This is a genomic window from Vulcanococcus sp. CPBay_Sum15L08_68 (assembly GCF_017855895.1).
Lineage (GTDB): Bacteria > Cyanobacteriota > Cyanobacteriia > PCC-6307 > Cyanobiaceae > Vulcanococcus.
Map to the genome: position 1 here is coordinate 13,201 of NZ_JAFMFX010000014.1, position 24,580 is coordinate 37,780.

Below are 24,580 nucleotides of genomic sequence, written 5' to 3' on the forward strand. Positions count from 1 at the left end.
TCAGGCCATTCACCCGGTGGGCGATCGAACGATCGCCCCGGTGATCAGACATCCGCGCTAACGGCCTCGCTGCTGGCGTCCTCGCCCGACTCCTCGTCCTCCTCCAGAGCTGGCGGAACCAGCACCACTTCGGAGAGGCGATCCCCACTATCGAGGCGTTGCAGCTTCACGCCCGTGGCGGCACGGGACTGCTGGGGCACCGCGTCGGCTTGCATCCGCACGATCACACCGCGCTCGCTGACCAGCAGCAACTCCTCACCAGCACCAAGCACCCGCAGGCCCACGAGCACATCGCCGTCCCGGCGGAACTTCATCGCCCGCAGGCCCATGCCGGCGCGCTTCTGGAGGCGGAACTGATCCACAGGGACCCGCTTACCCAGGCCGCTGGCCGAGGCCACCAAAACCCACGGCCCCTCGCTGGGCGCCACCTCCTCCGTGTCGTCCTCGTCGCTCGCAGCACTGCTGCCCTCGACCCGGTCCGCGAGTTCCACCGGGAGCACGTCCATGCTCACCAGCTGGTCCCCAGGCCGCAGGTTCATCGCCCGCACGCCCCGGGCGGTACGGCCCAAAGGCCTCAGCTCCTCATCGCTGAGGCGGAAGTGGATGGTCATGCCATTGCGCGAGCCGATCAGGACGCTGTCGCCCGGCTGGGCAAGACGGACCCAGGTCAGGGCATCGCCCTCTTCCAAGGAGATGGCAATCAAGCCATTGGAGCGGATGTTGGCGAAGGCCGAGAGACGGGTGCGCTTGACGTAGCCACCGCTGGTGAGCATCACCAGAACGGCGTCCTCAGTGAACTCACTCACCGCCAGCAGTGAGGTGATCTGCTCCTCCCGCGGGATCGGCAACAGCTGGACGATGGGCGTGCCCTTGGCCGCACGACTGCACATCGGCACCCGGTAGGCGGGCACGGTGTAGACGACGCCACGGTCGGAGAACAGCAGCAGCGAGTCGTGGTCGTTGCAGCTGATGAACAGACGGACCGCCTCTTCCCCTTGGGTTTTGGTGCCGGCCTTACCGCGGGTGCCGCGGCTGGTGGCCTCGAACTCACTGACCGGCATCCGCTTGAGGTAGCCGTTCTCGGTCAGCAGCACGACAGAGCGCTCGTTGGCGATCAAATCGATGTCTTCGAGACCGCCTTCGACATCGAGAATCTCGGTGCGGCGCGGGGAGTCGTAGCGGGAGCGGATGACGCCCAGCTCGTCGGTGATCAGGCCATAGACCCGCTCCTTGCGGGCCAGGATGTCCTTGTAGTCCGTGATCTTGGCGAGCAGATCCTCGTGCTCGAGGCGAATCTTGTCGGCCTCAAGGGCGGTGAGGCGGCGAAGCTGCATCTGCAGGATCGCGTCCGCCTGAACTTCACTCAGTCCAAATTGCTCAACCAGCTCCAATCGGGCGCTGGCGGTATCTGCAGCACCGCGAATCAGGGCAATGATGGCGTCGAGATTGTCGAGCGCAATCAGCAGGCCCAGCAGAATGTGGTCGCGCTCTTCGGCCTTGCGCAGCAGGTATCGCGTCCGGCGCTCAATCGTCTCGACCCGGAAGTCGAGGAAGACCTGCAACATCTTGCGCAGGGTGAGCAGCACGGGCTCGCCATTGACCAGCGCCAACATGTAGGCACTGAAGTTGCTCTGCAGCGGCGTGAGCTTGAACAGGTTGTTCAGCACCACCTGGGGGTAGGCATCCCGACGCAGCTCAATGACGATCCGCATCCCGTCGCGGTCGGATTCATCGCGGATATCCGCGATGCCTTCGAGCTTTTTGTCATTGACCAACTCAGCAATGCGCTCAATCAGCGCCGCTTTGTTGGTTTGGTAAGGCAGCTCGGTGATGATCACCGCATCGCGATCGGGGCGCCCCTTGGCCTCAACCGTCTCAATCGCAGCGACGCCGCGCATCGTGACGGAGCCGCGGCCCGTTTCGTACATCTCACGGATGCCGCGGCGGCCAAGGATTTGTCCACCGGTGGGGAAATCAGGTCCGGAGACGTAACCCGTTAACTCGCGATCGGTGAGTTCAGGGTTGGCGATGAGGGCCAGCAGGCCATCAATCAGCTCGGTGAGGTTGTGGGGAGGAATGTTGGTGGCCATGCCCACCGCAATTCCTGTCGATCCGTTCAGCAAGAGCTGGGGGATGCGCGCAGGCATCACCGTTGGCTCTTGCTGCGAACCGTCAAAGTTGTCGATGAAATCGACGGTTTCGCTCTCGATGTCCTCGAGAAGGCTGTCGGTGGTGAGAGCCCGGAGCCGCGATTCGGTGTATCGCATGGCGGCCGGCGGATCGTTATCCACCGAACCGAAGTTGCCGTGACCGTCGATCAGCGGCATGCGCATGGAGAAGTCCTGCGCCATGCGCACCAGCGCGTCATAGACAGCCGTATCGCCGTGGGGGTGGTACTTACCCAGCACCTCACCCACAACACGGGCGCACTTTCTGTAGGGCCGATCGCTCGTCAGGCCCAGCTCGTACATCGCATACAGGATGCGGCGATGCACAGGTTTGAGACCGTCGCGGGCATCGGGCAGGGCCCGTCCCACGATGACGCTCATCGCGTACTCCAAATAGGAGCGCGACATCTCGTTGCGAAGGTCAGCCTGAATAATTCGGCCGTCGGATCCGCCTGGTCCTTCTCCGTCCCCCGCGGGCATCTCACGGGGTTCGGTTGGATCCGCCATTCGTGACAGCTTTGATTAGAACGCATTTTATCGGTACTTGCGCCTGTGTCTGCCTCCCCTGGGTCAACCCCCACTCGGAGCGAGACAGAACTGCTGCAACTGCAACGGGACGGGGAACTCCAGGTCCGCAGCGCTACGCAATTTCGAGAGCTGGCCGAGGCGCGGGGATTGGAGCAGGCCTACCTGGAGACCCACGTCGTCGTCGCCAGCGACGCCGAGCTGATGCAGCAGGCCACGCTGGTCCTGCACCTGGGGCCAAGCGATCCACCGATCCGGATTCGTCAGTTCCGTTTTGGCCCTGCTGAAGGCCACGGCGGTCACGGCAACACCGATCTCGTGATTCCGATGGGGACCGGGGGCGCGGCCCTGCTCAGCGCACTGCTCGCGGGGCAACGTCTGCCCCTCTCCATTGGCGGGACGCCCAGTCAGCAGCAGCCCAAGGTTGAGCTAGAGACCGAACTCGGCCTGGAGGACATCCCCTGTGGCCGCCTGCTGCTGCACCGCGGCATCAGCGAAAACGGCGTAGTGGCGGTCAGCAGTCGAGAAGGCCTCACCCCAACCCCCTGGGGCCCCGTGCTCGGCCCATGGACCAGCGCGCTCTACAGCTGCCGCGGTCCTGGAAGCATCGGTCTGAGCATGCCTGGCTTGACGGGCCTTGGAGCGGGATCACCCGTCCTCGTGGGGGGAGCCATCGGCTGGGTCAGCGGGCCTGGCAGCGGCCACAACCCCAAAACGAAACGAAGCAGGGACGGGTTTGCGCTCGGGCCCGGGGCCTGCTGTGCCCTGGAGGTGGACCTGCATGGACTCAGGCCATCGGCCATCCGGGCCACCCGACTTGCCGACGGCAGCAGCGGCCTGCTCGTGGCCATCGCCGCCCCCATCCCGCTGTTGAGCCTCAGCACTGCGCAACAACTGACGGCAACAGCTGAAGAGCTGTCAGCGCCGGTCTTGGACTACGGCATCCCCAGGCGGGTGCGTCCCTCCCCCGCAAGCGCCCGCTACAGCGAGCTCTTCAGCGGTGCCATTCGGCTCGGTGATCGGCAACTCACGGCCGCACCAGCCCACAGCCCCCGGCTCGCGGCGGAAGCCGAAGCGCAACTGGCAGAGATGCTGCAAAGCGGTGCCTTCCCCCTGCGCCTGCCCCTCGCACCACTGCCCAGCGACCGGACTGTGCGGGCGCTGAACTAACACCAACCGAACCGACAACGATCAAAAACGGCCGTAAGCTCCCGGACCATTGATCTCAAACCCCAAGCCATGGCTGATGCTCCTGCCCCCCAGCCGGACGCCGAGCAGCAGCCCGAAGTCGAGGCTCTCGAGGTCCAAGCCACTGAAACCGTCGCAACGACTGAAACCGTCGAAAGCGAGCTAATCGAGACGGCAGCAGAGACCGCCGCGGAACCCACAGTCGAGGTCGCACCGGAGCCCGAACCGACTCCAGCGCCGGAGCCGGAGCCCGTTCCTGCTGCTGAACCGGTGAATGCCTGGACCCCCCAGGTCGCCAGCACCACCGATGTGCCGGCCAGCCCAACGGCGGTGGCCACCGCGAACGAAGGCGAGGGCGGCGAATGGGAGTTGCTGGTTGAGAAGGTCAAGCAGTGGATTGCCAGCGGCCAACTGCAGCAGCAGTGGCAAACCGCTCGCACCCCCATCACCCTGGTTGCCGGCCTGATCGGCCTTCTGCTCGTTCTGCGGATCTATGGCGCCCTGCTGGGCGTGGTGGAAAGCGTGCCCCTGCTGCCTGGATTGCTGGAGCTGGTGGGTGTGATCAGCGTCGTGAGATTCAGCCTGACGCGCCTGGTCAAGAGCGACGATCGCCATCAGGTGATCGACGGCCTGAAGCAGCGCTGGAGCAGCTTCCGGGGTCAGCGCTAGCAGACGGTTGAGGGCCAGAAGCAGTCAGGCCGGTTGATAGCTTGGCTTGATTGCTTCAAAAGGTCTCAGGTGGACATTCAGCTCGGCCGTTCCCGTACTGTGCGCCGCGCCTACGGCATCGATGAAATCGCCTTGGTGCCAGGCGGTCGCACGGTCGATCCGGCCGTCACCGACAGCAGCTGGACCCTGGGGGGCATCACCCGTGAGATTCCGATCATCGCCAGCGCCATGGACGGCGTGGTTGATGTGGGGATGTGCGTCGAGCTGGCCAAGCAGGGCGCCCTGGGCGTTCTGAACCTTGAAGGGGTTCAGTGCCGCTACGACGATCCCAACCCTGCGCTCGATCGGATCGCCTCGGTGGGCAAGGAAGAGTTCGTGCCCCTGATGCAGGAGCTCTACAGCCAGCCCGTGCGGGAAGACCTGATCCGCAAGCGGATCGCTGAAATCAAAGAGCGCGGCGGGATCGCCGCCGTCAGCGGCACGCCCGTGGCCGCCCTGAAATTCGGCAAGGCCATCGCCGAGGCCGGTGCTGATCTGTTCTTTGTGCAGGCCACGGTGGTCAGCACGGAACACATCGGACCGGAGGGCCAAGAGAGCCTGGACCTCGAGGCCCTCTGCCGCGATTTCGGGGTTCCCGTGATCATCGGCAACTGCGTCACCTATGACGTGGCCCTCAAACTGATGCGCGCCGGCGCCGCTGGCGTGATGGTGGGCATCGGCCCTGGAGCCGCTTGCACCTCCCGCGGCGTCCTCGGCATCGGCATTCCCCAAGCCACCTCGGTCGCCGACTGCGCTGCAGCCCGCGACGACTACATGAAGGAGAGCGGCCGTTACGTGCCGATCGTTGCCGATGGCGGCATCGTCACCGGCGGTGACATTTGCAAGTGCATCGCCTGCGGCGCCGATGCCGTGATGATCGGCTCCCCGATTGCCCGCTCCGCCGAAGCCCCCGGTCGTGGCTTCCACTGGGGGATGGCCACACCCAGCCCCGTCCTTCCCCGCGGCACCCGCATCAAGGTGGGAACCACCGGCAGCCTCGAGAAAATCCTGCGCGGCCCGGCCTCCCTCGACGACGGCACCCAAAACCTGCTGGGCTGCATCAAGACCTCGATGGGCACCCTGGGGGCACGCACCCTCAAGGAGATGCAGCAGGTGGAGGTGGTTGTCGCCCCCTCCCTGCTGACCGAAGGCAAGGTTTATCAGAAGGCCCAGCAATTGGGCATGGGTAAGTAAGCGACCGCGTTAGCCTCCGGAGTGTGTGGGGCCAAAAGCCCTCACACTCCTCACACCCCCCGGCTCGGCGCGTCCGAGCTTTCATTCTTTGGCCGGGACTGGCGGCATCGCCGCCGGCTCCACTCCACCCAGTTACGAGTTCCTCCAGGCCTCAGCCGAAGCCGAAAACTCGTTGCTACATTCCGAAAACACTGATCCTGACCGGATGTCCAGCGCCGCAGCCGTCACCGACGCTTCCTTCGAGCAAGACGTGCTCAAGAGCGATGTACCCGTTCTTGTGGATTTCTGGGCGCCCTGGTGCGGCCCCTGCCGCATGGTCGCTCCGATCGTCGACGAAATCTCGAAGGAGTTCGAAGGCAAGATCAAGGTCTTCAAACTCAACACCGACGAGAACCCCAACGTCGCCAGCCAGTACGGGATCCGCAGCATCCCCACCTTGATGATCTTCAAGGACGGCCAAAAGGTCGACACCGTTGTCGGTGCTGTGCCCAAGACCACCCTCTCCGGCACCATCTCCAAGTACCTCTGAGCGTCAGCGGCACCGCCCAAGACCTCCCCTCAAGCCCGGCCTTTGGCCGGGCTTTTCTGTCCTGATCCCAAACGATGGCGATCGAGCGAAGCCCCCTGGACGCGTTGGCCGATGCCCTTGAGGGCCATCCCCAACGCCGCTCCATCGAGCGCAGTGTGGTTCAGCTGCTGGAGATCGCACGCACTAGCCGTGATGCCGATGAGTGGCGACTGATCACCGGTGCCCTGGCGGACATCCGCGATGGCTTCAACGTCTTTGCCCCCCATCGCCAGACCCGCAAGGTGACCGTGTTTGGGTCCGCCCGAACCCAGCCGGCGGAGCCGGCCTATGCGCTGGCCGAGGAGCTCGCCCGCGAAGCGGCCCGGCGCGGCTTTGAAGTGATGACGGGAGCCGGCGGCGGCGTCATGGAGGCGGCGAACCGCGGCGCGGGCTGCGAGAGCAGCATTGGCCTGAATGTGGACCTGCCGTTTGAGCAGCACGCCAATCGCTACGTCAATGCCTGCGACGGGCGCCTGCTCCACTTCCGCTACTTCTTCACCCGCAAGCTCTTCTTCCTGCGCGAAAGCGACGCCCTGGTGGTCATGCCCGGCGGTTTCGGGACCTTTGATGAGCTGTTCGAATCGCTGACCCTGATTCAGACCGGACGGACCCCGCCGATCCCCCTGGTCCTCCTGGCTCCAGAGGACGACAGCTTCTGGAGCGATTGGCTCAAGACCATTGACGGCACCCTGCAGGACAGGGCCTTGATCTCTAGCGAGGACACCTCCCTGTTCAAACAGGCCCGCAGTGCCGCCGAGGCCCTGGAGCAGATCAGCCGCTTCTACCGGGTGTTCCACGGCGCTCAACTCGCGGGGGAGCAGACGGAGCTTCTGTTGCACTGCCCTCTGCCTGCCGCCACGGTGGCCGAGCTCAACCAACGCTTTGATCTCCTCGTGGATGAGGGGAACATCAGCCAAGGGGAGAGCTGCGACCCCAACGGCATCCTTCGGCCCTGCCTGCGTTTCCAGCTCGATCGCCGCAAGGTCGGGCTGCTCTACCAACTGATCGATGTGCTCAATGGCCTGCCGCTCGAGCTCCCCCCCTCGATCGAGCAACCTGGACAACGTCTCTGCTCGCTCCCGCCCACCCCATGACGCGCATCGGCCTGATCGACTACGGGATGGGCAACCTGCATTCCGTGCAGCGGGCTCTAGAGCGCCTGGGCTGTGAAGTGCGGATCCTGCAGCAGGCCGAAGCCCTGGAGGACTGCCAGGCCCTGGTCCTGCCCGGGGTGGGGGCCTTCGACCCGGCCATGGAGCGTCTCCATGCCTCCGGGCTCGTGCCCGCGATCAAGGCCTGGTGCAATGCAGGGCGCCCCCTCCTGGGGATCTGCCTGGGCTTGCAACTGCTCTTTGAGAGCAGTGATGAGGGTTCAGCCTCCGGCCTTGGACTGCTCGCAGGTCACATCGCAGCGCTGCCAAAGGTTCCGGGTCATCCCATCCCCCACATGGGCTGGGAAGCCCTGATTCCCGGAACGCCCTCCCCGCTACTGCCCGAGGGAGCGCCAGACAGCTGGGTCTATTTCGTCCACTCCTTTGCAGCCCAGCCCAAGGATCCGAGCTGCATCACCGCCTCGGTGTCCTTTGCCGGCCAGGACGTCACCGCAGCCGTCTGGCAAGGCAGCGTCGCAGCCTGCCAGTTCCACCCTGAAAAATCCTCAGAAGCGGGTGAGCAGCTGCTTCGCCGCTGGCTGCACTGGGTCGAGGAACAGGCATGAGCCTGCGACTCAGTGGCGGACGCAAACTGCTGAGTCCCCCTGGAGACATCGCTCGCCCCACGGCCTCTCGGGTGCGCCTAGCCGTCATGAACATGCTGGCGGCCGAGCTCCCTGGAGCCCACTGGCTTGATCTCTTCTGCGGGAGCGGAGTGATGGGCTGCGAAGCGCTGTTGCGCGGTGCAGCCAAGGTGGTAGCGGTGGAACAGGACCGTCGCGTCGGCGCCACGGCCCGGAGCAACCTGGAGCTGGTGGCCTCCAGCCTGCAACCGAGACCTTCGGTCCAGGTGATCCAACAGGAGGCGATCCGTTGGCTGGGATCAGCCCAAGGGGAGAGCTTTGATCTGGTCTATGCCGATCCGCCCTATGCCGCTGGCCTCTATGGCGCGTTGCTTGAGCGCCTGGCCGCCGGAGATTGGCTCCATCCACAGGCCCTTGTGCTGCTGGAGCACGCAACAAAAAACCCGCCGGAGATCCCGGCGGGTTGGGTGGTCGAGAAGCAAAAGCACTACGGCAGCTGCGGCCTTCTGGTGCTCGCTCGCTCTTGAGATCAGCCGCCCAGGGCGCTGCCGCGGCGGTATTGGTTCCAGGCGGCCACGAACAGACCCAGCAAGGTCACGGGAATCAGACCGAGCACGATGCCGCAGAGCAGGGGTTCGATCATGGACGGAGCAACCAGCTTTGGTTGCACAATTCTCCCACGCCCATGGCTGGGTTCGTGACCGATCTCCATCAACCGTGACTGCAGAGACCCCCACCCCCGCGCAGCAACCCCAGCGGGGCCTGATCTCGGCGCTGGTTCTGTTGACGGCGATCTGCGTGACGATCGTGATGTTGGTGGTCGTGATCCCGGCTGCCCGCAGCGATCCCTACACCCGAACCACCCTGCAGCTCAGCGGCTCCGCCGAACAGGGCGAGCAGCTGTTTTTGCTGAACTGCGCTGGCTGCCATGGCATTGCCGCCCAGGGCTTGGTGGGGCCCAACCTCCACAAGGTCGATAACCGCAAGAACAATCGCCAGTTGATTCAGCAGGTGGTCAGCGGACGAACGCCGCCCATGCCGCGCTTCCAACCGGAACCCCAAGCCATGGCGGATCTCCTGGCCTACCTCCACAGCCTCTCGTGAGCCTGGCGGTGGTGCTGGTGGAGCCGGCGGGCCCCCTGAATGTCGGCAGCGTCGCGCGCCTCTGCGCCAATTTCTCGGTGGATGAACTGCGGCTGGTCGCCCCCCGCTGCGATCACCTGGGCGATGAGGCCCGTCTGATGGCCGTGCATGGCGAGGCACTGCTGGAGCAGGCCCAACTCTTCCCCACCCTTGAGGCCGCCCTTGCCGATTGCCGCCGCGTGGTGGCCACTAGCGGCCGCATCGAGGAGGAGGCCTTGCCCCTGAACGGTCCTGCAGAAGCCCTCTCCTGGCTGCAGGCCTCCGACACGGATGCCTCCTCCGCCCCAGCGGCTCTGGTCTTTGGCCGAGAAGACCGCGGCCTGAGCAATGCAGAACTGCTGCAGGCGGGGCGAATCCTGCGCCTGGAGACCAGCGAGGCCTACGCCTCGATGAACCTCTCCCATGCCGTTGCGGTCTGCCTGCACGAACTGCGGCGCTGCCCCACACCCACCGCCCCCCAGCCGGAGCCCTGCCAGCGGGAGCAACTGGAGGCCGCACTCAGCGATGCGGAAGACCTGCTGCTGGAGGTGGGCTTCCTTTATCCCCATACCGCCCAGGCGCGCATGGCCAAGCTGCGCGCCCTGCTGCAACGCGCTGAGATCCGCGACGAGGAAGTCGCCCTGCTGCGGGGAATGGTGCGTCAATTGCGCTGGGCATCACAGCGAGACTGCCCCTAACGTCTGAGCCCAAGCTTCGATCGCTTCCGTGGGCGCAGGTCGGTCACAACGTTCAAACCGCTCCAGCTGGGGAGCACCGCTGCGCTTGGTCCTCCGTCTCCTGGTGATGGGGCTGGGGCTAGGGGTGATTGCCGGAACCGGCCTGAAACTGCTGGCTCCAAAACTGGGGCAAGGGGCGGCCCAAGTCGCCAAACCCCAATCGCTGCTCGCGCCCCCAGGACGGCCGCTTCCGCGCGGCCTGGATCTCGGCCGCTTTGAGCCAAGGCTCGAGCTGACCGCCCTGAGCAAGCGCTGGGCCCAACTCGCCGCGCAATACAAGGACCTGACCGTCAGCGGCTATCTGCTGGTGCTCGATGACGGCCGCTTTGCCGAGCTCGCCCCCCAACGGCCCCTGCCCGCCGCCAGCTCCATCAAGACCCCAATCCTGCTGGTGGCTCTTGAGGATCTCGATGCCGGGAAACTGCGCTGGGACGAACGGCTACCGATGACCAAAGAGGTGGTCGGCGGCGGCGCGGGCTGGATGGCGAACAAGCCCGTCGGCACGACCTTTCCCTTCTGGGAAGCGGCCAACGAAATGATCCGCGTCAGCGACAACACGGCCACCAACCTCTTGATCAAACGCGTGGGCGGCAAAGCCGTCATCAACGCCCGCTTCCAGGCCCTGGGGCTCAGCAGCACCGTCGTCAACAACTGGCTGCCGGACCTCGACGGCACCAACACCACCAGCGCCTACGACCTCGCCCGCTCCATCGCCCTGGTGGATACGGGCGAAAAACTCAGCCCGCGGGCCCGCGATCTCTTCCGCGAGGTCATGGGCCGCTCCCGCACCAACACCCTCCTGCCCCTTGGGATGTTGATGGGCCTTGGGGGAGATTCCGCGACCCCCGACAGCGAGCTGATGGCCCACGGGGTGACCGTCTACAACAAGACCGGTGACATCGGCATTGCCTACGCCGATGCGGGCCTGATCGAATTGCCCGACGGCAAACGGGCCGTGGCCGCCTTCATGGTCAAGGGGCCGTTCAACGACCCGCGCTCCACCAACTTGATCCGGGCCATGGCGGGGGAGATCTCCAAAAACCTGGTGCGCAAACCAGCGCCTGCGCCTGCCAAGCCCAAGAAACCCACCGCCTGAGGACTCCTTCGATGCTTCCTGTCCTCCTGGCGGCAAGCCCCCAAGCGGCTCCCATCCTTCGCCCGCAACAGGTCCGCCCTCTGCCGGGGAGCCTCGATGCGGTGTTGATGCTCAATGACAACAATCCCGAGTTGATCAGTGGGCCAGGGATCCTGCTCTCGACCTTCGCCGACCCGAGGCACCGCGACGCCCACCTGGATCTGCCGTTGAACGGTCGCTTCGACCTCTTCAGCCACCACGTCTATGCGGGCACCCCAGAGCAACCGGACTCGACCATCTGGCTGGCGGTGGTGGCCCAACCCAGAGGCGAGCAAGCGGTTGAGCTCTCGCTCTTGAGTGGCTCCACCGCGCTCTCCCAGTCCACGGACGGACGCGAACCCCAGGCGCCCTTCCTGCCCCTGCCGGAGCGGATGCGCCAGGACGGCTCCACCTACGCAGGCCCTGGAAGCCGGGTGGCCACGGAACTGCTGCTGCGCCAACGCAACCCCAACCTGCCGAGACGCTGGACGTTGCGCCCGGGGTCCCCCACCACCCTGCTGCTGCTGCCGATTCCGGTGCAGGGACTCGATCCACTGCTGAATGGCCGCAATCTGCAACTGCGGCTCCAGGCCAGCGGTGCGATCAGCGTCGCCACCCTGGCGGCCTTCGGGAACGGAAACGAGCCGCCAACCCAGCAGGCACTCGCACAAATTCTGAGCTCGGGCGTATTGAGCCCCAAGGAGCACAAACCCACCCCACGGGGCGCCCGGGGGCGCATGGTCTATTCCCGCGTCAGCGGCGTGCAAATCGGGAGTACCTGGAGCGCCACCGTCAGCGATCCGGGCAAGAGCTGCCTCTCCACCACCTCGGCCCCCATCTCCTGGCCGATTGCCTCGCTGGAGCGTGGCCGCCTCGGAACCGGCCAGGTGCAGACCGCCGAGCTCAAGGCGCACTATCCGGGCACGGCCTGGGCCGCCCACGGCAACTACGGCGTCGCCTACGACATTCGGATTCCGCTCTGCAATCGCTCCAAGAGCCCCGCAGCGCTGGCCGTTGCCCTGGAGTCACCGCTCAAGACCGATCAGGCCGTCGGCGGACTGCAGTTCAACAGCAGTCCATCGCGCTCCGTGATGTTTCGCGGGACGGTGGAACTCAACGGGCTCGACGGTCAACCCAGCCGCCAGAGCTTCCATCTGGTCCAGCGGGCGGGCCAGCAAGGTCCTGAACTGGGCCGCATCAGCCTGACTCCAGGGGAGACGCGGGAGCTTCGCGTGCGCCTGATCTACCCCGCCGATGCCACCCCGCCGCAGGTGCTCAGCCTGCTGCCTGTGAAACAATCGCCAGCACCGCCAGACAGCCTCCAGCCGTGACGCAAGCCCGCAAGCGCAGGGTCTTTCCCTTCACCGCCATCGTGGGTCAGGAGGAGATGAAGCTGGCCCTGCTGTTGAACGTGATCGACCCCCGCATTGGCGGCGTGATGATCATGGGAGACCGCGGCACCGGTAAGAGCACCACCATCCGCGCCCTGGCTGATCTGCTGCCGGAGATCGACGTCGTCGCCGGCGACCCCTACAACAGCTCCTCCAGCGACCCTGACCTGCAGAGCAGCGAGGTGCGCCAGCGGGCCGAACAAGGTGAGCAACTGCCCACCGAGAAGCGCCAGGTGCCCATGGTGGACCTGCCCCTGGGGGCCACCGAAGACCGCCTCTGCGGCACCATCGACATTGAAAAGGCCCTCAGCGAAGGTGTTCGCGCCTTTGAGCCCGGCCTGCTGGCGAAAGCCAACCGCGGCCTGCTCTACGTCGATGAGGTCAACCTGCTGGACGACCACCTGGTGGACGTGCTGCTCGACTCCGCCGCCTCCGGTTGGAACACCGTTGAGCGCGAGGGCGTGAGCGTTCGCCACCCTGCTCGCTTCGTCCTGATTGGCTCCGGCAACCCGGAAGAGGGTGAACTGCGTCCCCAGCTGCTGGACCGCTTCGGCATGAGCGTCGAGGTGCGCACCGTGCGCGACCCCGAACTGCGGGTGCAGGTGGTGGACCAACGCACCGCCTTTGACAACGACCCCGACGGCTTCAACAACGCCGTTCAGGGAACACAGGACGGCCTCCAGGCCCGTGTTGTTGAGGCGCAGAACCGTCTCCCCCACGTTCAAATCGACGACGACCTGCGCATTCGCATCTCCGCCATCTGCGGTGAGCTGGATGTGGATGGCCTGCGCGGCGACATCGTCACCAACCGGGCCGCCCGGGCCCTGGCCGCCTTCGAAGGGCGCACGGAAGTCACCGAAGACGACGTGGCCCGCGTGGCCGCCTGCTGCCTGCGCCACCGCCTGCGCAAGGACCCCCTCGAGCAGATCGACTCGGGCGATCGCGTGGTCAAGGTCTTCTGCAAGGTGTTTGAGCGCCCTGAAAGCAGCGACAAGGCCGCCTTCGAACTGGCCCTCGCCGCCTAAGGCCGTTGCGAATCCTCGGCATCGATCCCGGTCTGGCTCGCGTGGGCTACGGGGTGATTGATGTCGAGGAGGGTCCTGGCGGGGCCCAAACCATGCTCGATTGCGGGATCATCCGCACCGACCCGGGCCGCAGTGATGGCGAGCGGATGGTGGAAATCGCGAAGGATCTACGGGTCCTGATCCGCAACTGGAAGCCTGATCTAGCGGCGGTGGAGAAGTTTTTCTTCTACCGCTCCAGCACCACGATCTCGGTGGTGCAAGCCCGGGGGGTGCTGATGATGACCCTGGCCCGCTTCAGCATCCCGGTGGTGGAGTTCCCGCCCATGCAGATCAAGTTGGCCTTGGCCGGCCACGGCCATGCCGACAAGGACGATGTGCTCGATGCGGTGATGCGAGAGCTCAACCTCGAGACCCCGCCGCGGCCCGATGATGCCGCCGATGCCCTGGCGGTCGCGCTCACCGGCTGGTTTCAGCGCTGATGGAGGGTCAGAAAGGGCCCTTACGCCAGACCTTCAAACAGCGGCGGCTGAACCTGCACGCCAGCTGCGCCCCCCGGCTTCAGGCCCAGGCGATCCAGCACCTGCCGGGCCTGCTGCCGGAAGGACGCCTGCTCGGGCTCTACTGGCCCTTGCCCGGAGAGGTGGACCTGCTGTGCCTCGCTGATCTGCCGTCGCTCAGCGGCCGGATCGCCCTGCCCTGCATCGCCGGGGGCCGTTTGCAGTACCGGCGTTGGCGTCCCGGTGATCCCACCGCAGCGGATGAGACCGGGATCCCCGCCCCCAGCGACGCAGCTTCAGTCCTGGAGGCGGAACAACTTGGACTCCTGCTGGCCCCTGCCCTGGCCTTCGATCAATCCGGGATCCGCCTGGGCTACGGCGGTGGCTGGTTTGACCGATTGAGGCAGTCCTCCCCCTGGAGGGACATCCCAGCCCTGGCGGTGGTTACCAGCGGATGCCTGGTGGAGCAGCTCCCCGCTGAGGCCTGGGATGTGCCCTTCCCAGGCTGGCTGGATGAGGAGGGGGTGCACTGGCGGCCTGGGTTGCAACCTGTTGAGCAACCGTGAAGCCCGGGCGCACCGGCGCGCTGGATTTGGCAGGATCGGAGCAGTTCAGGGCGGCACCGGTGGATCTGGCTGGCAACGACGCATTCCTCTCCGCCATCACTGCCGGGCGTCAATCTGCCTCCGAGGAGCAGCGCCGCGGACCAAGCATTGCCATCAACCGCGGCACAGCAGCCGAGCAGGTCATGGCATCGGAGCTCAAAGGGCGCGATGAGAGCAGCGACGCCCTCTCGATGATGGTGAGCTCCATGGTTCACATGGTTCAGGCCGGCAAAACCAAGACAGACAGCCGCTGGTCCGCTTAATCCAGATGCGAGCCGCTGCTGTCCTCTGCGCCGCCACCCCAGTTCTGATCTGGGCCTCAACGCCGCCAGCCAGGGCCCATGGCATTGAGACAAGCATCAACCGGCTCGAGGCTCTCAATGCGCAGCTGGTGCTTCAGAGCCAGTTCTCCACCGGAGAGCCCACCCAAGATGCCCTCGTCCGGCTGATTGGCCCGGATGGAAGCAGCCAGGAGCTGGGCCGCACTGACGCGAGCGGTCGACTGAGCTTTGCCCTGCCCCCTGGCAGCCAAGGCTCCTTTGAACTGCAGGTGGATGGGGGACCAGGCCATCGCGACTACCTGGAGATGCCGGTCCAGGGCGGTCAGGTCCAGCTCGATCAGATCAGCGCAGGGCCCCGGCAACGTCCGCTGCTCTGGCTCAGTGCCCTGGGTGCAACTGCCATGCTGCTGGGACTTCAGCGCACCAGACGCAACCGTTAATGGCCACCGGCAGCCAGAAGCTCGATCAAATCGTTGACCGCCTCAAAGGCACGGCCGACCCCAAGCGCCGCTACGAATACGTGCTCTGGCTCGCCAAGAAGTTGGAGCCCCTGCCGGAGGAGTTCCGCAACGACGTCTTCAAGGTCAAGGGCTGCGTCTCCCAGGTGTACGTGGTCGGTCAGCTCGTGGATGGAAAACTCCACTGGCAGGGCGATTCCGATGCCGCCATCACCAAAGGCCTCCTCGCTCTATTGATTGAGGGCACCGAGGGCCTGGATCCCTCGGCCATCGCCGGCATTGACCCGGCCTTCTTGAGTGAAACGGGTCTGCAGGCCAGCCTGACCCCCTCGCGGGCCAATGGCTTTCTCAACATCTTCAAGATGATGCAGGCCCAAGCCAGCGCCCTCAGCTCAGCCGACTAGGTCGATTTCTAGGATCAGTCGTTTCGGAACGGCGTCAGGATGACCATCGGCATCGGCTTGCTCGGGCTCGGCACTGTGGGAGCAGGCGTTGCGGAAATCCTGCAGACCCCTGACGGTCGCCATCCACTGGTGGGAGAACTGGCGCTGAAACGGGTCGCCGTAAGGGATCTGAACCGCCCTCGGCCCATCGATCTCCCCAGCGACATCCTCTGCACCGACCCTGAAGCGGTGGTCCAGGACCCCGCGGTCGACATCGTCGTTGAGGTCATGGGCGGCCTCGAGCCCGCCCGCAGCCTGATCCTGGCGGCGATTGCGGCTGGCAAACCCGTAGTCACCGCAAACAAAGCGGTCATTGCCCGCCATGGCGAAGAAATTGCGGCTGCGGCCGCCGAACAAGGCGTTTATGTGCTGATCGAAGCCGCCGTTGGCGGCGGGATCCCGATCATCGAACCCCTCAAGCAATCCCTAGGGGGCAACCGCATCCAACGGGTGAGCGGGATCATCAATGGCACCACCAACTACATCCTCAGCCGCATGGCCGATGAGGGTGCGGCCTATGCCGAGGTGCTCGCTGATGCCCAACGGCTGGGCTATGCCGAGGCCGATCCCGCTGCCGATGTGGGTGGTGGCGATGCCGCCGACAAGATCGCCATCCTCTCGGGCCTGGCCTACGGCGGACCGATCGAGCGCGCGGCCATTCCAACCGAAGGCATCGATCGCCTGGATGGCTGCGATGTGACCTATGCCGAGCAACTGGGCTACGTGGTGAAACTGGTGGCCCAAGCCCAGAATCTGGGCACCGCCAGCGATGGCACCGTGCAGCTGGATGTACGCGTCAGCCCCACCCTGCTGCCCAAGGATCACCCCCTCGCCGGGGTGCATGGCGTGAACAACGCCATCCTGGTGGAAGGCGACCCGGTGGGTCGTGTGATGTTCTACGGCCCTGGAGCCGGATCCGGGCCCACCGCCTCCGCCGTGGTGGCTGACATCTTGAACATTGCCGGGATCCGGGCGGCCACCGGCAACAGCGGCGGACTCGACCCGCTGCTGGCGGCCAGCCGTTGGCGCAATTGCGCCCTGGTGGATGCGGGCGAGACCCTGCAGCGTCACTACGTGCGTCTGCAAACCGGTGATGAAGCCGGAGTGATCGGCCGCATTGGCAGCTGCTTTGGCGAGCAAGGGGTCTCGATCCGCTCCATCGTCCAGTTCGAAACCACCGGGGATGCGGCCGACGCCGAGATCGTGGTGATCACCCATGAGGTGAAGCAGCAGCACTTCGCGGCGGCACTCGCCGCCATCAAGGCCCTGCCAGAGGTGAAAGCCGTGGCCGCCTGCCTACCCACGCTCTAGTGGCAGCGGAGCTGGCACCTGGGCCAGAGTTGGGGGATCGATTCGTGCCGTTCCCCTGACCCAAGCGCAGTTTTGTAGCGCCTCAAACGTTTTGAGCGCAAACAAGGCGGAATTCTTGGCGGGTCAGTTGGTTTGAGCCTCGGCCTCTTTGCTCTGTTGGCCATGAACCCATCTCGCGCCTTCCATCAAGGCGATTGCGTCAACCTGATCAGTGATTCCCACACCTATCAAGTGGTGGGAATCGATGACAGCCACGACCGCTGCTGGGTGCGGCGCTGGCCCCTGGCCCGCCATGGGTGCCCGGTGTTTGAGATTTCCCTGCAACAGCTCGAGCCCCGCAAATCGATGTCTTAGGGCTTGAATAGGGGCGCTCAGCCAAGCGCCCCATCACTCGCCTTCCCGCTGCTGCCGGCCTGCTCGCCTTGCTGCCGGCCCTGCAGCTGCTGATGGGCTGCCAACCACCCCATCCCGCTGGCCAGCTGGTGGTGGCCAACAAGAGCAGCCTGGACTCCGTCGACCCGGTGGACGTCTATCTGCTGGCCGGAACGCAACTGCTGAGCGCCGTCGGCGACCCGCTCTACACCGCCGATCGCCAGGGGCAACTCCAACCCAGGCTGGCCACGGCCCTGCCGCAATTCAGTGCGGATGGACTCAGCGCCCGGATTCCGCTGCGCCAAGGCGTGCTGTTCCACGACGGAACCCGCTTCGACGCCGAGGCGATGGTCTTCAACCTCAACCGCTTTCGGCGCCTGGGGAAACTCAGTTATCTGCTGGATGATCGGATCGAATCCGTCCGCAGCGTTGGGCCCTACGCGATCGAAGTCCGCCTGACGCGCCCCTATCGCGCCCTGGCGGCGCTGCTGAGTTCGATCACCTTCACCCCCGTCTCCCCGACGGCCTACCGGGACTACGGCGAGCGCTCCTTGACGGGCCGCTTTGTCGGCACGGGCCCCTACCGCTTGGTGAGCTTCAGCCCGCGCAAACAGCAGTTGCTCCCCTTTGCGGACTACTGGGGCGAGCCCGCCAAGAACGCGGGGATCCACCTCATCACCCTGAGCAACTCCACGGCCCTCTTTGGCTCCCTCATCAGCGGAGAGGTGGACCTGCTGATCTCCAGTGGCCTCGAGAGTGACCAGCAGCAGGCCCTCGATGCCCGCGTGGCGCGCGGTGAGCTGGTGAGCGGAGAAGGGCCGGCGATCGAGATCGCCCTGATGGCCCTCAACAGCCAACGCCCTCCCTTCAACCGCAGCAGGCTGCGGCAGGCGGTGGCCCTCAGCCTGGATCGCCGGCTGATCAGCCAACGGGTCAGCTTTGACATGAGCGAACCCCTGCGCTCCCTGGTGCCACCACCGCTGGCCGGCTCGAGCCCCCCCAGCTGGCCGGCCTACGACCCCAAGGCCGCTCGGGCCCTCTACCGGCAAGAGGGCTACTGCTCAGGGCAACGGCTGACGCTGCCGCTGACCTTCCGCTCGAACCATGCCTCGGATCGTCTCTTTGCCCTGACCTGGCAAGCCCAGTTGCGCCGGGACCTCGGAGACTGCGTGCGCCTGGAGATCACAGGGGTGGAGTCCACCAGCGCCTACCGGCAGCTGTCCCAGGGGGTCTTCCCGATGATCATTTACGACTGGATTGGCGATTACCCCGACCCCGACACCTACCTGGCACCCCTACTGGGCTGCCGCAGGAGCAAGGGCGACCAATGCCTCTCAGGCAGCAGCGTCGATTCCGGTAGCTTCTGGACCAGGCCAGGCCTGCAACAGCAGCTCCAGGCCAGTGAGAGCCGTACGGGTGCGGCACGCCAATCCACCCTGTTGACGATTCAACAGGCGGCGGCGGATGGGGCCTCCTTTGTTCCGCTCTGGCAAGTCAATGCGCGCGCCTGGGGGCAGCGAAACCTCAGCGCGCCCCAGTTCGATGGAAGCGGTCGGGTGATCCTGCAGCAGCTGGAGCCGGTGAAGCGATGAGCCGACGCCATCACCTCTGGGGCTACCTGCTGAGCCGCCTGGCCCTGGTGCCGGTCATGCTCTGGCTGATCGCGAGCCTGGTCTTTCTCCTGCTTCGGGTTGCCCCTGGCGATCCCATCGATGCCCTGCTTGGCCCGCGGGCACCGCAAAGCGCTCGAGAAGCCCTCCGGCAACAACTGGGCCTCGATCAAAGTCTTCCGGTCCAGTACGGCCAGTACCTGAGCGACCTGCTGCACGGCCAGCTCGGGACCTCCTTGACCAACCAAGAGCCTGTGACGGCGGTGATTGCCCGCAGTCTTCCCGCCAGCCTGGAGCTCGGCCTGACGGCCCTGCTGATCGCTGCGGTCGTTGGCCTGGCCGTTGGCTTCAGTGGCATTGCCAGGCCCGAGGGGAAGCTCGATCTCTCCGCCCGGCTCTATGGGATTGGGACCTACGCCATGCCGCCGTTTTGGGCGGCGATGATGGTCCAGCTGGTCTTCGCGGTCTGGCTGGGATGGCTGCCGGTCGGCGGACGCTTCCCCGCCACCTTGATCCCACCGGATGGCAGTGGCTTTTATCTGCTCGACAGCCTGCTGCAGGGGAACGGCCAGCAGTTCTGGGGAGCGATCCGGCATCTCGTGCTGCCCGCCAGCACCTTGGGGATCCTGCTCAGCGGGATCTTCGCCAATGCCCTGCGCCTCAATCTGCGCCGGGCCTTGGATTCCGACTACGTGGAAGCGGCCCGCAGCCGCGGCCTCAGTGAACGCCGGGTCGTGCTTCGCCATGCCCTGCCCAACGCCCTGCTGCCGGTCCTGACCATCGCCGGGATCACCGTGGCCTCCTTGATCGGCGGAGCCCTGTTGATCGAGGTCACCTATTCCTGGCCTGGGGTGGCCTTCCGTCTGCAGGAGGCCATTAGCCAACGGAACTACCCCGTCGTCCAGGGGATCGTCGTGGTGGTGGCCAGCCTGGTGGTGGCGGTCAGCGTGCTGGTGGACCTGCTGGTGGCGCTACTCGATCCACGCGTGAAGTTCTGACCTCGATGCGTTCCTGCCAGAGCTTGGCCAGGTCGTGGTCAAGCACATAGGCACTGACACCACCAACGTGCCGGCGCTGGGGCGGTAGGTCCCGCTTCAGCCCCCCTTGATCGAGGCCCCAGAGAAACTCACTGCTCAAGCTCAAGATCAAGTTCTGCACCCGGGCGGGATCCACACCAACCCACTCCTCGCCGAACTTGAACAGGGGGGCCTCGCCTCCGGCCTGCATCCGAACCGGGGAGAAATGACTCGCCCCCTCCAACAACACCAAACGGCTGCGGGGATTGGGATCCGGCAAAAACAGATGCAGCTGCTCACTGAGCGGCGGCGTAATCAAGTCCAGGCTTCCGCCGACCATCAACACGGGCGCCTCCAGGCCCCGCAGACCCCGATGGGGCCAAAGCAGGCTGCCGAAACCGTTGAGGGTCACCACCCCTGCAATCGGCTGGGCCAGCGGTTGCGCCGGCGGCAGGGGCACCTCGGGGAGCTGGCACTGGAGCAGCCGCGAGAGGTTGATTAGGGGTAGATCCGCCAGGGATCGCTTGCAACGGCGCTGCAGTCCTGGTTCCGGACGCAGCCCTGCCGCCAACAGGCTCGTCAGCCCCGCCAGGGAGTGACCCATCAGGACCACCCGCTGCCCCAGTTGCGGCAATCCCCCGGTTTGCGCCGCGGCCACCACGGCCTGCAGGTCTTGCACCCGGCCGGGAAGGGTCTCAGCTCCAGGGGGGAGACGTCGCCCCTGGACCAACTCCCGCACCGCCAGTTCGTTGCTGCCGGGGTGATCGAGCAGGACCACGGGCCAGTCCCGTTCATGCAGGGCCTGGGCCAACCAGCGCAACTGATCGGTACTGCCCCCCAAGCCAGGCATGAGCAACACCCAGGTCTTGGCATCAGGGACCGGCCAGAGCTCAAGCGCCAGGGGCTGCTGGCGATGGGGAACCGGCAAACGCCAGCGCTGGGGAGCCTGATCAGCCGCAGAGGATTGCTGATCCAGCAGCACGCCATCGGAGAGCGGCAGCAGCGGGGTCCCCTGCGGCAGCGGCAAGGTCTGCAGGGCCTTGAGCGCCAGCTCCTGATCGAACAACTGCTGCTGCCAACCGCGGGCGAGCAGCTGGAGTCCATCGAGATTGATGGTGAGCTGCTGGGCCGGCAGTGCCCGCATCAGCTCGATCACCGTCACCTGCCGCTGCTCTTTGAGCAAGGTGTTGAGGGTGCTGAGAACCAGCGGACCGGCATTGCCGTTCTCGGTGCTGATCAAGACGCCCAGTTCTTCGGCGACCCGCTGGCCCGCCCAACTGCGCATCATCTGTTGGGTGAAGCTGCGCTCCTGCACCAGTGGGGCATTGAGCAGCTGATGCAACTGCTGCTGGCTTTGGGGATCGAGCAGGTTGAGCCAGACCGCCAGCTCCCCGGCGCGGGTGGACGGATCACGGCTCCAGCGTTCCAGCTCCACCAGGTTGAGGGGCAGGTCCAACCCCTCCAGGTGGATGTCGAGTTGCTCAGCGGCCCGCAGTGGCGGAGCCAGCAGGGAGCCCAAGGACAGAACGCCAGCCAGCAGACTGCTGGTCAGTGCACGGCGGCGACGCAAGCGGGTTGGCTCAACCACGGATGCAGGCAACAGGCTGGAGCTGGTGGCACCAGTTTCCCCCGGCACTCCGGGAACTGGCCAGTGTTCGATTGGTCGCGAGTTTTGGCGCCGGTGGGATTTTGTATCTCACCCCGATGGTGTTTCACCAGCAGGGCTTCAATGCCGCCTCCATTGGCCTGGGTTTGGCCCTCGCCGCGCTGGCTGGCACCGTTGGGCGCTTCATCAGTGGAGCCCTCCTGGATCAGGGCCGCAGTTGCGGGACCCCGGTGCTGATGGCGGCGGCCTGTGGATTTGCCGGTGACGCTCTGCTGCTGCAGGCCAGCAGCATGGGGGGCTACATCGCTGGCCAGGTCTGCATCGGCATGGCCGGAGGCCTCTACTGGCCTGCGGTTGAACTCGCTGTGCCGCAGTGCGCGAGCCCACTGCCGTCGGCGAAGGGCTACGCCCTGGTGCGCAGCAGTGATGCCCTCGGTGTGGCCTCAGGAACCCTCTGCGGTTCGCTGCTCGCGGCCGCCGGGCTGTTGCGCGGGGTCTACTGGATCGACATCGCGGCGGTCCTCGCCCTGGCGGCGCTGCTGTTGCTCAAACCCCTGCCCAAAGCCGCCAAGGCCAGCGAGTACGCGGAGGGGCAACGTCCCCTGCGGCAATGGCTGCCAGCCCTGGTGCCGATGCTTGGCATCTCGGTGGTGGCCACCTCCATCCCAGCGCTGATGCAGAGCGCACTGCCGCTGGATCTGGTCCGCGGCGGCCTGAACCGAGCTGGCCAGACAGAAAGCCTGAGCGCCCTGCTGATCGGTCTGCAACTGGGTCTGCTGGTGTTGATCCAATGGCCCGTTGGCCGAGCCCTGGCCCTGCGGCCAGTGGGGACCGGACTGGGGCTGAGCCTGATCTGCTTCAGCAGCGGGACCCTGCTCCTGGCCGCCTCAGCCCTGAGCCACTCCGGCCTCGTTCTGGTGGTCATCGCCCTCACGATCATCGCCCTGGGCGAAGCCGCCTTCCTACCGACAGCCACGGAGGCGGTGATTGAGCTCAGTCCCCGTGGCCACGGCGGCCTGGCGATGGCCCTCTTCTCTCAGTGCTTCGCGCTCAGTGCCTTCGCCGCACCGCTGCTGGCGGGGGTTTTGTTGGATGGCCACGGCCATGGCGTGGGCCTGTGGTTCGCGACAGCGGCGATCTGTGCGCTGAGCTTGCTGCTGGTCAGACCGGTGCAGAACCGCTCGAAGCGGCGGGTGGGTTAAGAGGCCTTGTCTTTGGCGTTCTTTGCAGCCCAGGCCTCGTGGGGCAGGGGCTCGGTTCCGTACTCCCAATCGTCGTAATCGGGATCGTTGCGGATCTGCTTGTGCAGCTCCTTCTGGCGATCGAAATCGTGGGCCTGACGGTCGTCACCGGTGGTTTCAGGGGAGGGCTGAGCCGTCATGGCAGACCTGGAGCTGACGCCATTGTGGAACAGCTACTTGGATTTGGAAGGCAAGAGCCGCAACCAAGCCCAGAAAAGCAATCCCACCGGAAGGATGGCGAGCAGCAGCAACGTCAGAACAAAGCGCAGTTCCTCGTCCACCAGATCAGGAGCCATTTCCGCGAGACTGATCGTGCCCGATCACCCATGGACCTGATGCATCAGCTCTGGCTGCTGGTTCCCTGGGCCGTCTTCGCCCTGGCCGCGGGGGTCAAGTTCTGGCGACTCACCCAGCCCTTCCGCCGGCAGCTCGCCGAGCCCAGCACGGAGCAGGTCCGTGCCTCCCTAGAACGCAGCTGGAACAGTCGCTGAGGGGCGCTGGCCAGAGCAGGCCAAGCAGCCTCCGTTGATGCGATAGGGAGCCAAGTGATCACGCAGGCAGCGCGTGCCACGAAAAAACAGCACCTGACCCTGCTCGCGGGCATGGGCATCGGTCAGGGGTAAGGCGAGCCAGCTCTCTGGGACAAGGCCCTTGAGCGCCTGGCGGTTGGCCAGGGCCTCACGACGCCGTTGCCGCTCCTCACGGTCGTTCTTCTCGCAGACCGCCTCGACTTGAAGTTCACGGGAGCAGGCCGCACAGGCCTGAACTGTGGGCTTCTTGCGCGCGAGGTTGTGGGAGAGCTTGTCGCTCGGCACCTCGCGCTCCTGACCGCAGCTGCAGCGACACCACCAGTAGGCATTGCCCGCCTTGGAGCGCTTCTCTGACGCGCGTACAACGGTGAGCTGGCCATACACCTCACCAATGCGATTGCGCGGCTTGGAAGGCATTCACCCCAATGAACTCTGCTAAAAACCCTACGGAGGGAATTGCAGAAAACAAAGAAGCGATGACGCGACGCAACAGCGCATTGATTCGACTGCTGCTCTCGGCCCTCTGGATCTTGCTCTGGGTGTTTGCCTTCTTGAGCCTCACCAGAGTGTTGCTCTGGGGCTTGAGTTGGTATTTCATCCGAGCCGCCATCGCCATCGGCTTGGCGTACTACCTGATCGATCGCCTACGGCGCCTGCGTCAGGTCCAGCACCTACGCGCCCTGACTTTCCGGGCCTGGCTGGAGGAGGACTAGCTCCCAACCGTGGCCCTTGAGCTTGTGATTCATCCACGGCTGGTCATTCCAGCGGCGGATTTGACCTGGTCCTTTCGCCGCAGCGCTGGCCCGGGCGGACAAAACGTCAACAAGCTGGAAACGGCTGTCGAGCTCAGTTTTGACATCGAAGCCTGCTCAGTTCTTGGACCATTTCAGAAACAACGACTGCAGGCACGGCTGCCGCAGTTGAAAGGCTCGAGCGTGCTCAGCATTCAGGCCTCCGAGCACCGTTCCCAGTACAAAAACCGCTGCCTCGCCCTTGAAAAGATGGCCGCGGTGTTGCGCGAGGCCCTGAAGCCAGACCCCAAACCACGCCGCGCCACCAAGCCCTCGAAAGCAGCCACTCGCCGGCGTCTGGACAGTAAAAAAATGCGAGGTGATGTCAAACGCAACCGGCAACA

General features: G+C 65.4%; 31 protein-coding genes. 25 read left to right on the forward strand and 6 right to left on the reverse strand.

Features of this window, described 5'->3' with window-relative positions; genetic code table 11:
• Positions 1–44: 44 nt before the first annotated feature.
• The gene (gene gyrA, locus QZ189_RS03895; protein WP_296421004.1) at positions 45–2,675 is read right to left on the reverse strand and encodes a DNA gyrase subunit A; all 2,631 of its coding nucleotides are present in this window, start codon (positions 2,673–2,675) and stop codon (positions 45–47) included.
• A gap of 45 nt (positions 2,676–2,720) precedes the next feature.
• Between gyrA and QZ189_RS03900 the strand changes: the two genes are divergently transcribed.
• From QZ189_RS03900 to rsmD, 7 genes are all read left to right on the forward strand, one after another.
• Entirely contained in the window at positions 2,721–3,863 is a 1,143-nt protein-coding gene (locus QZ189_RS03900) for a homocysteine biosynthesis protein (RefSeq protein WP_296421006.1), read from the forward strand.
• Between the two features lie 69 nt (positions 3,864–3,932).
• A complete protein-coding gene (locus QZ189_RS03905; protein WP_296421008.1) occupies positions 3,933–4,550 on the forward strand; it encodes a CAAD domain-containing protein in 618 nt (205 codons plus the stop codon).
• A gap of 69 nt (positions 4,551–4,619) precedes the next feature.
• Positions 4,620–5,783, forward strand: a complete 1,164-nt coding sequence (locus QZ189_RS03910) for a GuaB3 family IMP dehydrogenase-related protein (protein WP_010317920.1) — start codon at positions 4,620–4,622, stop codon at positions 5,781–5,783.
• Positions 5,784–5,988: 205 nt separating this feature from the next.
• Positions 5,989–6,312 (forward strand): thioredoxin, encoded by a 324-nt coding sequence (gene trxA / locus QZ189_RS03915; protein WP_010317921.1) that lies wholly within the window; start codon positions 5,989–5,991, stop codon positions 6,310–6,312.
• 74 nt (positions 6,313–6,386) lie between these two features.
• A complete protein-coding gene (locus tag QZ189_RS03920; RefSeq protein ID WP_296421010.1) occupies positions 6,387–7,445 on the forward strand; it encodes a TIGR00730 family Rossman fold protein in 1,059 nt (352 codons plus the stop codon).
• Positions 7,442–8,068: an imidazole glycerol phosphate synthase subunit HisH gene (gene hisH / locus QZ189_RS03925; RefSeq protein ID WP_296416004.1), complete on the forward strand. Its 627-nt coding sequence runs from the start codon at positions 7,442–7,444 to the stop codon at positions 8,066–8,068. The genes QZ189_RS03920 and hisH overlap by 4 nt, the downstream gene beginning before the upstream one ends.
• A complete protein-coding gene (rsmD, locus tag QZ189_RS03930; RefSeq protein WP_296416003.1) occupies positions 8,065–8,613 on the forward strand; it encodes a 16S rRNA (guanine(966)-N(2))-methyltransferase RsmD in 549 nt (182 codons plus the stop codon). Before hisH ends, rsmD begins: the two co-directional genes overlap by 4 nt.
• A 2-nt stretch (positions 8,614–8,615) precedes the next feature.
• Here rsmD and petG read toward each other — a convergent pair whose 3' ends face one another.
• Entirely contained in the window at positions 8,616–8,729 is a 114-nt protein-coding gene (gene petG, locus QZ189_RS03935; protein WP_006041770.1) for a cytochrome b6-f complex subunit V, read from the reverse strand.
• A 74-nt stretch (positions 8,730–8,803) separates the two neighbouring features.
• Between petG and QZ189_RS03940 the strand changes: the two genes are divergently transcribed.
• The 14 genes from QZ189_RS03940 to QZ189_RS04005 all read left to right on the forward strand — a co-directional run bounded on the left by QZ189_RS03940 (position 8,804) and on the right by QZ189_RS04005 (position 20,050).
• The gene (locus QZ189_RS03940; protein ID WP_247479176.1) at positions 8,804–9,190 is read left to right on the forward strand and encodes a cytochrome c; all 387 of its coding nucleotides are present in this window, start codon (positions 8,804–8,806) and stop codon (positions 9,188–9,190) included.
• Positions 9,187–9,906, forward strand: coding sequence for an RNA methyltransferase (locus QZ189_RS03945; protein ID WP_296421011.1), 720 nt, complete (start codon positions 9,187–9,189; stop codon positions 9,904–9,906). Before QZ189_RS03940 ends, QZ189_RS03945 begins: the two co-directional genes overlap by 4 nt.
• 28 nt (positions 9,907–9,934) lie before the next feature.
• The gene (locus tag QZ189_RS03950; protein ID WP_029626403.1) at positions 9,935–11,041 is read left to right on the forward strand and encodes a serine hydrolase; all 1,107 of its coding nucleotides are present in this window, start codon (positions 9,935–9,937) and stop codon (positions 11,039–11,041) included.
• A gap of 11 nt (positions 11,042–11,052) precedes the next feature.
• On the forward strand, positions 11,053–12,390 hold the full coding sequence (locus tag QZ189_RS03955) for a DUF3370 domain-containing protein (protein WP_296421014.1): 1,338 nt from the start codon (positions 11,053–11,055) through the stop codon (positions 12,388–12,390).
• Entirely contained in the window at positions 12,387–13,475 is a 1,089-nt protein-coding gene (gene bchI / locus QZ189_RS03960; protein ID WP_010317938.1) for a magnesium chelatase ATPase subunit I, read from the forward strand. Before QZ189_RS03955 ends, bchI begins: the two co-directional genes overlap by 4 nt.
• 5 nt (positions 13,476–13,480) lie before the next feature.
• Positions 13,481–13,954, forward strand: a complete 474-nt coding sequence (gene ruvC, locus QZ189_RS03965; RefSeq protein WP_010317939.1) for a crossover junction endodeoxyribonuclease RuvC — start codon at positions 13,481–13,483, stop codon at positions 13,952–13,954.
• Positions 13,954–14,538 carry a 5-formyltetrahydrofolate cyclo-ligase gene (locus tag QZ189_RS03970; RefSeq protein ID WP_296421016.1) on the forward strand — a complete coding sequence of 195 codons (585 nt, stop codon included), beginning with the start codon at positions 13,954–13,956 and terminating at the stop codon, positions 14,536–14,538. Before ruvC ends, QZ189_RS03970 begins: the two co-directional genes overlap by 1 nt.
• Positions 14,535–14,840, forward strand: coding sequence for a hypothetical protein (locus tag QZ189_RS03975; RefSeq protein WP_296415995.1), 306 nt, complete (start codon positions 14,535–14,537; stop codon positions 14,838–14,840). Before QZ189_RS03970 ends, QZ189_RS03975 begins: the two co-directional genes overlap by 4 nt.
• A gap of 5 nt (positions 14,841–14,845) precedes the next feature.
• Positions 14,846–15,298, forward strand: coding sequence for a hypothetical protein (locus QZ189_RS03980; RefSeq protein WP_247479191.1), 453 nt, complete (start codon positions 14,846–14,848; stop codon positions 15,296–15,298).
• Positions 15,298–15,720, forward strand: coding sequence for a SufE family protein (locus tag QZ189_RS03985; RefSeq protein WP_247479193.1), 423 nt, complete (start codon positions 15,298–15,300; stop codon positions 15,718–15,720). The genes QZ189_RS03980 and QZ189_RS03985 overlap by 1 nt, the downstream gene beginning before the upstream one ends.
• A 39-nt stretch (positions 15,721–15,759) precedes the next feature.
• On the forward strand, positions 15,760–17,070 hold the full coding sequence (locus QZ189_RS03990) for a homoserine dehydrogenase (RefSeq protein WP_296415990.1): 1,311 nt from the start codon (positions 15,760–15,762) through the stop codon (positions 17,068–17,070).
• 162 nt (positions 17,071–17,232) lie between these two features.
• A complete protein-coding gene (locus QZ189_RS03995) occupies positions 17,233–17,424 on the forward strand; it encodes a hypothetical protein (RefSeq protein WP_050778503.1) in 192 nt (63 codons plus the stop codon).
• A 68-nt stretch (positions 17,425–17,492) separates the two neighbouring features.
• Positions 17,493–19,034 (forward strand): ABC transporter substrate-binding protein, encoded by a 1,542-nt coding sequence (locus QZ189_RS04000; RefSeq protein ID WP_296421018.1) that lies wholly within the window; start codon positions 17,493–17,495, stop codon positions 19,032–19,034.
• Complete coding sequence (locus QZ189_RS04005; protein ID WP_010317952.1) at positions 19,031–20,050, forward strand: ABC transporter permease; 1,020 nt, start codon at positions 19,031–19,033, stop codon at positions 20,048–20,050. The genes QZ189_RS04000 and QZ189_RS04005 overlap by 4 nt, the downstream gene beginning before the upstream one ends.
• Here the strand turns inward: QZ189_RS04005 and QZ189_RS04010 are convergent.
• The gene (locus QZ189_RS04010) at positions 19,995–21,656 is read right to left on the reverse strand and encodes an alpha/beta fold hydrolase (protein WP_296421020.1); all 1,662 of its coding nucleotides are present in this window, start codon (positions 21,654–21,656) and stop codon (positions 19,995–19,997) included. The genes QZ189_RS04005 and QZ189_RS04010 overlap by 56 nt on opposite strands.
• A 2-nt stretch (positions 21,657–21,658) precedes the next feature.
• Here QZ189_RS04010 and QZ189_RS04015 point away from each other — a divergent pair, with 2 nt between their 5' ends.
• Positions 21,659–22,876, forward strand: a complete 1,218-nt coding sequence (locus QZ189_RS04015; RefSeq protein WP_296415987.1) for an MFS transporter — start codon at positions 21,659–21,661, stop codon at positions 22,874–22,876.
• On the opposite strand, the gene QZ189_RS04020 is transcribed toward QZ189_RS04015, so the two are convergent.
• Positions 22,873–23,055 carry a hypothetical protein gene (locus QZ189_RS04020; RefSeq protein ID WP_010317955.1) on the reverse strand — a complete coding sequence of 61 codons (183 nt, stop codon included), beginning with the start codon at positions 23,053–23,055 and terminating at the stop codon, positions 22,873–22,875. The genes QZ189_RS04015 and QZ189_RS04020 overlap by 4 nt on opposite strands.
• Positions 23,056–23,088: 33 nt before the next feature.
• Positions 23,089–23,211, reverse strand: a complete 123-nt coding sequence (locus QZ189_RS04025; RefSeq protein WP_010317956.1) for a hypothetical protein — start codon at positions 23,209–23,211, stop codon at positions 23,089–23,091.
• Positions 23,212–23,250: 39 nt separating this feature from the next.
• Between QZ189_RS04025 and QZ189_RS04030 the strand changes: the two genes are divergently transcribed.
• Complete coding sequence (locus tag QZ189_RS04030; protein ID WP_296418713.1) at positions 23,251–23,406, forward strand: hypothetical protein; 156 nt, start codon at positions 23,251–23,253, stop codon at positions 23,404–23,406.
• On the opposite strand, the gene QZ189_RS04035 is transcribed toward QZ189_RS04030, so the two are convergent.
• Positions 23,380–23,862 (reverse strand): early protein (E6), encoded by a 483-nt coding sequence (locus QZ189_RS04035; RefSeq protein WP_296415986.1) that lies wholly within the window; start codon positions 23,860–23,862, stop codon positions 23,380–23,382. The two genes, QZ189_RS04030 and QZ189_RS04035, sit on opposite strands and share 27 nt — an antisense overlap.
• Before the next feature lie 59 nt (positions 23,863–23,921).
• On the opposite strand from QZ189_RS04035, the gene QZ189_RS04040 reads away from it, so the two are divergent.
• Both QZ189_RS04040 and arfB read left to right on the forward strand, forming a co-directional pair.
• Positions 23,922–24,158 (forward strand): hypothetical protein, encoded by a 237-nt coding sequence (locus QZ189_RS04040; protein WP_296415985.1) that lies wholly within the window; start codon positions 23,922–23,924, stop codon positions 24,156–24,158.
• 9 nt (positions 24,159–24,167) lie between these two features.
• A partial coding sequence (arfB, locus tag QZ189_RS04045) for an alternative ribosome rescue aminoacyl-tRNA hydrolase ArfB (RefSeq protein WP_296421022.1) occupies positions 24,168–24,580 on the forward strand: 413 nt, incomplete at its 3' end.